Annotated in this window: 7 protein-coding genes; 5 read left to right on the top strand and 2 right to left on the bottom strand. The window is 43.8% G+C overall.

All coding sequences use genetic code 11. The features are described 5' to 3' along the window. From ACXJGZ_RS02805 to ACXJGZ_RS02785, 5 genes are all read left to right on the top strand, one after another. Positions 1-621: NADH-quinone oxidoreductase subunit B family protein (locus ACXJGZ_RS02805; protein ID WP_456398259.1), on the top strand; the 621-nt coding region annotated here is incomplete at its 5' end. After that, entirely contained in the window at positions 618-1,865 is a 1,248-nt protein-coding gene (gene shyA, locus ACXJGZ_RS02800; protein ID WP_456326356.1) for an NAD(P)-dependent hydrogenase/sulfhydrogenase 2 subunit alpha, read from the top strand. The genes ACXJGZ_RS02805 and shyA, both read left to right, overlap by 4 nt. A 62-nt stretch (positions 1,866-1,927) precedes the next feature. After that, positions 1,928-2,590, top strand: coding sequence for a DUF257 family protein (locus tag ACXJGZ_RS02795; protein WP_456398260.1), 663 nt, complete (start codon positions 1,928-1,930; stop codon positions 2,588-2,590). A gap of 43 nt (positions 2,591-2,633) precedes the next feature. Beyond that, complete coding sequence (locus ACXJGZ_RS02790) at positions 2,634-3,311, top strand: DUF257 family protein (protein WP_456326347.1); 678 nt, start codon at positions 2,634-2,636, stop codon at positions 3,309-3,311. Between the two features lie 5 nt (positions 3,312-3,316). Beyond that, the gene (locus tag ACXJGZ_RS02785; RefSeq protein WP_293257138.1) at positions 3,317-3,619 is read left to right on the top strand and encodes a translation factor; all 303 of its coding nucleotides are present in this window, start codon (positions 3,317-3,319) and stop codon (positions 3,617-3,619) included. On the opposite strand, the gene ACXJGZ_RS02780 is transcribed toward ACXJGZ_RS02785, so the two are convergent. Both ACXJGZ_RS02780 and ACXJGZ_RS02775 read right to left on the bottom strand, forming a co-directional pair. Further along, positions 3,614-4,216: a ZPR1 zinc finger domain-containing protein gene (locus ACXJGZ_RS02780; RefSeq protein ID WP_456398258.1), complete on the bottom strand. Its 603-nt coding sequence runs from the start codon at positions 4,214-4,216 to the stop codon at positions 3,614-3,616. The two genes, ACXJGZ_RS02785 and ACXJGZ_RS02780, sit on opposite strands and share 6 nt — an antisense overlap. Positions 4,217-4,330: 114 nt before the next feature. Further along, on the bottom strand, positions 4,331-4,969 hold the full coding sequence (locus tag ACXJGZ_RS02775; protein ID WP_456398257.1) for a methyltransferase family protein: 639 nt from the start codon (positions 4,967-4,969) through the stop codon (positions 4,331-4,333). Positions 4,970-5,138 lie beyond the last annotated feature (169 nt).

Here is a 5,138-nt window from a genome sequence, read left to right as displayed (position 1 = left end):
ATGGCTTCAAGCTTTAAAGAGCACGGGAGTTTCGATGTTGCGATAGTAACGGGAAGTGTATCAACCCAGAGGGATTTAAACCTCCTCCATTTTGCAAGAAATCACTCAAACTATCTGATAGCTCTTGGCACGTGTGCAACCCATGGGGATGTGCAGGGAAGCGTCGAGGGCAAGATACGGGAAAAGCTTGAGAAAGTTTATGGAACAAAGGCAAATCCTATGAAAGCATTGGACTCAAAGCCTATAACGGAGTATGTTGCCGTTGATTACGCCCTGCCCGGGTGCCCCTATGACAAGGACGAGATTTATCAGGTACTCATGAATCTAGCCAAAGGTGTCGAACCACCCAAGAAGGACTATCCTGTCTGCATAGAGTGTAAGCTCAACGAATATGAATGTGTTCTTGTTAAGAAAGGAATACCATGCCTCGGTCCTATAACACTTGGAGGATGCAATGCCGTGTGTATAAAATCGGGCATAGGATGTATCGGATGTCGGGGCCCGCTGCCAAAAGATGCCAATCCGGCGAGCGAGTTTGAGATTCTCAAAGAGCTGGGCTACGATGAGGAGTACATAAGGAGGAAGTTCAAGACCTTTGCGAGGGGGGAGCTGAGATGGTGAGCATTGAGATTGAAGCCTTCACGAGGGTTGAGGGAAACGGGGGAGCGGAAATAATCGTGGAGAATGGCAATGTAAAGGAGGTCAGATTAAAGATATTCGAAGGGCCGAGGTTCTTTGAGCTCCTTACACTTGGCCGCAATTACTGGGATGTACCCGATCTCGAGGCTAGAATCTGCGCGATATGCTATTTAACGCACTCTGTTGCATCCGTTAGGGGTATTGAGAAGGCTCTAAAGGTTAAGCCCACGAGGGAGATTGAACTATTAAGGGAGCTGGGACTTCTGGGAGAGCTGATAGAGAGCCACGCCCTCCACCTTTATCTGCTCGTTGCCCCTGACCTCTTCGGATATTCCGATGCATTGAGAATGGCTAGCAAGCATGGGGAAATCGTCAAAGAGGGAATAACCATAAAGGCATTTGGAAACCACATAAGGGAGCTCATAGGCGGAAGGGAAATCCACGGAATAAATATAAAACCCGGAGGATTTGGAAGATATCCAACCCCGGAGGAGCTTGAGAAGATTGAAAAGCAGAGCAAAGCTTTGATGAGATTTGCAAGGAGAGCCGTTGGAATATTTGCCTCCCAGGAGCCGTTCGGAGCAAAGGTGAAGTATCATGTAGCCACCGATGAGTATCTAGTTGGTGAAAAGCTCATAGCTTCGGATGGGGATTCCTTTGACTACAGGGAAAAGATTGAAGAGCGCTCCCTTTCGTACAGCTTTGCAAAACAGAGCCTTTACAAGGGAGAAATCTTTATGGTGGGTGCACTCCCAAGGCTGATGCTCAAGAACGAAAAGCTCACCCCAATGGCAAAGAAGCTCTTTGAAGATCACAGAGAACTGCTGGAACAGGGATATGTAAGCCTTAACAATCTTGCACAGGCAATAGAGCTCATCTACGCCTTGGAAAGGGTAAAGGAAATTACAAAAGAGCTCCTTGATAGGGGTATCGACGGAGAGAATGTTCCCATAGAAGTGCAGGAAGGAGAGGGCATTGGGTATGCTGAAGCGCCCAGAGGAGTTCTGGTGCACCACTATAAAATTGACGAGAAGGGTAACATAGCCTACTCAAATATAATAACACCCACAGCATTCAACCACGCCATGATGGAGCTCAGCCTGTACGAAGAAGCAAAGAGGAACTATGGAACATTAGATGAAAGCTCTTTCATTCAAAGACTTGAAGAGACCGTTAGGGCATTTGATCCGTGTATTTCTTGCTCCGTCCATGTTGTAAAACTCTAACCTCTCCTCTTTTTTAGTTATGCTTATATATCTCAAACTCCATAGATTCTTCGGTGGGACTCATGGAGGAGTTTCTAAGCGCAGTTAAAAAGCTTAAGTGGGGGGATACGGTACTTGTGCAGTACCCATCACACTTCTTGAGTGAATATCTCTTCCTGACAATTTACAAATACGCCGAAGGAGCAGGAATCCCTGTATGGGTTGATGATGTGCTTGACTCCCTCTACTCGATAAAGAAAAGGCTTGAGCTTGGAGGGATCGATACCTCATTCTTTGAGAGGATATATGTGGGGAAGATTGGGGGCAGGAGAAATGTGGGGAATGTTCTCGGGCAGATGCCCTTTGCACATGAGGGGAGAATTCTGGTGGAGAACTACAAGAAGATACTTGAGCAGTCCACCAAGAAACTCCCGAAGAGAATAGACATTTCCCTGGGCATGGATGAGCTCTTCCTCCTTTGGAATAATCAAACTGAAATTATAGGATTTATAAAAGAGCTCTCGACATTTGTAGGAGAGAAGAATAGAACAGCGTACTATCTCATCAACAAGGATGCACTCTACCATGCTGTCGTAAACCCGCTCCCACTTATGCATCAGATGGCCAGTGTAGTCCTCGATTTAAAGCCTATGGGCACGAAAGCAGAGGTGAATATTCTGAAGGCATCAAACCTCGAGCTTCTGGGGAGGAAATTCGAGATAAAAATAGAGGACATCCTCAGATGATGCATCGAAATCTATTTATCCAATGGCGTCTAAAGGGATAGGGGTGAATAAGTTGGAAGAAAAAAACGTCCTCTTCGGTCTTCTTAATAGGGTCAAATTTGGTGAGACGGTTTTGATAGAGAGTGATGCATCCTACATCTCCGAATTTATGGTTCTCGGTATCCTGAAATACGCTAGGGAGCATGAAATTCCCGTTGTTATAGATGACAACTTTGACACACTCCACCTCATAAAAATTCATCTCGGAATACTCGGAATTGAAGAGGACTTTAAAGATGTCTATGTCATAAAGACGGGAGGAATAATAGATGTTGGAAATGTGGTCGCCAGAGTGTCTCTAAGCTCCGAACCGACATCATATGTCCTGAAATATAAGAAAGCCTCCCAGGAAGTGTTCAAAAACATCGAAAAATCCATGAATATAGTCTTAGGTTTGGAAAAGCTCTTCTATTTCACAAAAGAGCCTGTGGAGTTCTACACGCTTATAGGAAGCATAGGGAGTTTTATAGGAAACAAAAATCGAAAATCATTCTACATATTGAACAGAAAAATTGCGGAGGGTGCCCCCATAAACCCCCTGCCCGAGCTTGAGAGGATAGCGACAGGAGTTATAGATGCAACCCCCTATGAATCCTCGGCTTCCCTGAGGCTCAAGAAGTTTGGAGATATAGACCTCGTAGGAAAATCCCTTATAATGAACATGAAAGACCTTGTAGGGTGAACCCATTGTCCTTTTTGAAAAGGCTCTTTAGGAGATCCGGTGAAATTGCGTCAAAGAAACCAGTAGGAAAGTTTAAAGTTGATAGTGTGCTCGATGATGGTGCAATATCGGGAGAAGTCCTCGATGGGATCATATACTCCGGATACAAACTCAAACCCAAAGGCAAAAAAATAGTGGTTCCAATAATGAAAATCATGCGGGGAAAGGAAGAGATAGAATTTGCCATAGAATACGACAGGGTTATCCTCCTCCCTGAAGATAAGCTGAAGGTTGAAGAGGGAGAAATTCTGGAAGTTTATGCATCATAATTCCTCGGGTTCCACGACAACATATGGTCCCTTGCTGAGCCGCTTGATTTCCTCCTCCCTCAGGAGCCTGCTCTTAACCTTCTCCCCTACCAAGGCACTGTGTCCAAAGGGATCCATAATCCTTATGGTCAGGGGCTTTTTGCCCTCTTTAACCTCATGAATGTATTCCAAAAGTTCATCGACTTTTTTAACTGCCTCCTCATCTCCATCCTCAAGCTTAAAACGCCTCGTCATGAGGAGTGTTTCCCTAACCCTCTCTAACAAACCCTCAGCATTTGTTATAAACCCCTGGCTGGCAGGCCCGGGCTCGATTTTGACCCCAATCTCCTCCATTTCAACGGTGCCGCTTTTGCTTCTAATTACCCTTGTGAAAAGGTCTTTTTCTTCATTTATCCTTACTGTATACAATCTAGGCTCCTTCTCTTCAAGCATCATAACATCAGCATTTCTGTATCCACATTTCTCACAGATTATAGTCGACTCCATAACCTTTCCAAAGTATGGAATTTCATGAATGAAGTTCAAGGATTTTAAGCTATTTTTGGCACCGCATATAGGACAGTCACCTAGCAAAATTTCCTGAATCTCACCCTTCATAGACTCACCCCAAGAAATAGAGAGATGGATGCTTTATAAATCGTTCTGTAGATATACGAAGTGCGAAAACAAAGCCGAGCATCTGGGCAAGCAATAGCGAACCGCATCCCGCTGTTATATGAAGTTGCGAGCACATCCTTCTAGTAGAATTATTATATGAGTGGAATTACACCAGTAACCGCAAAGGCTATCATTATAGTTGTCAATGCAATTATTAGTGCCATTATAGGCAACGGAAAAAGCATTGGCACTCTTTTTCTGTACTCCAAGAATTTGTCCCCTTGTCAACATCGGTTCTTCCAAGGATTTTATCAAAGCAAGCAAAATTAAGATGACTATTCCGGTGATTATGAAAAATGAGTAGATAGCGCCCCAGATTAGGCTCCATCCGATTGTAAAAAGAATTACGCCTGTATATATGGGGTTTCTCACTTTGCCATATATCCCATCGGTGATAAGTTCTCTTGGTATCTGCTCCGGCCCAGCAACTCTAAGTAGATGTTTGGATGCAACTGCTATGAAAGTTATCCCCAAAACAGCTAAGATTATTCCTATGATTCTGAACGAAAATCCTAAAATACCTTCTATCCTTGGCTGAGCATCAAAAGGAGCCAGTATAATCGGCACAATGAAAATTAATATTCCCAAGTTCCTCACCCATGTTCCCGTTATTTTATAAGCTCTTTCATTTTTTCGGAAAAGCTCAGGCATTGCCTGAAGCCCTAAACCAATAAAGAAAACCGCTATCCACAATATCTACTTTGCAATAGGATTCACTTTTCTCCCCTCTTGCGGGGAATTTCACATAATGGTCTGAGCGTGTCTGAAGTTGCCAAAGAACTTTATCCTATTTCTTCTTTTATCCATAATTTTTCACCTTTTACCCAGTCAATAACTATTTGCTTGTAATCTTCCTTTATTT

This window comes from Palaeococcus sp. (in: euryarchaeotes) (genome assembly GCF_053987695.1).
Note: the sequence above shows the minus strand (reverse complement) of the source record. Positions and strands in the feature narration are given on the sequence as shown.

Bases quoted from the DNA above. Each gene is read 5' to 3' on its own strand.
- ACXJGZ_RS02795 (WP_456398260.1), top strand. From the start codon at position 1,928: ATGGAGGAGTTTCTAAGCGCAGTTAAAAAGCTTAAGTGGGGGGATACG.
- ACXJGZ_RS02780 (WP_456398258.1), bottom strand. From the start codon at position 4,216: ATGAAGGGTGAGATTCAGGAAATTTTGCTAGGTGACTGTCCTATATGC.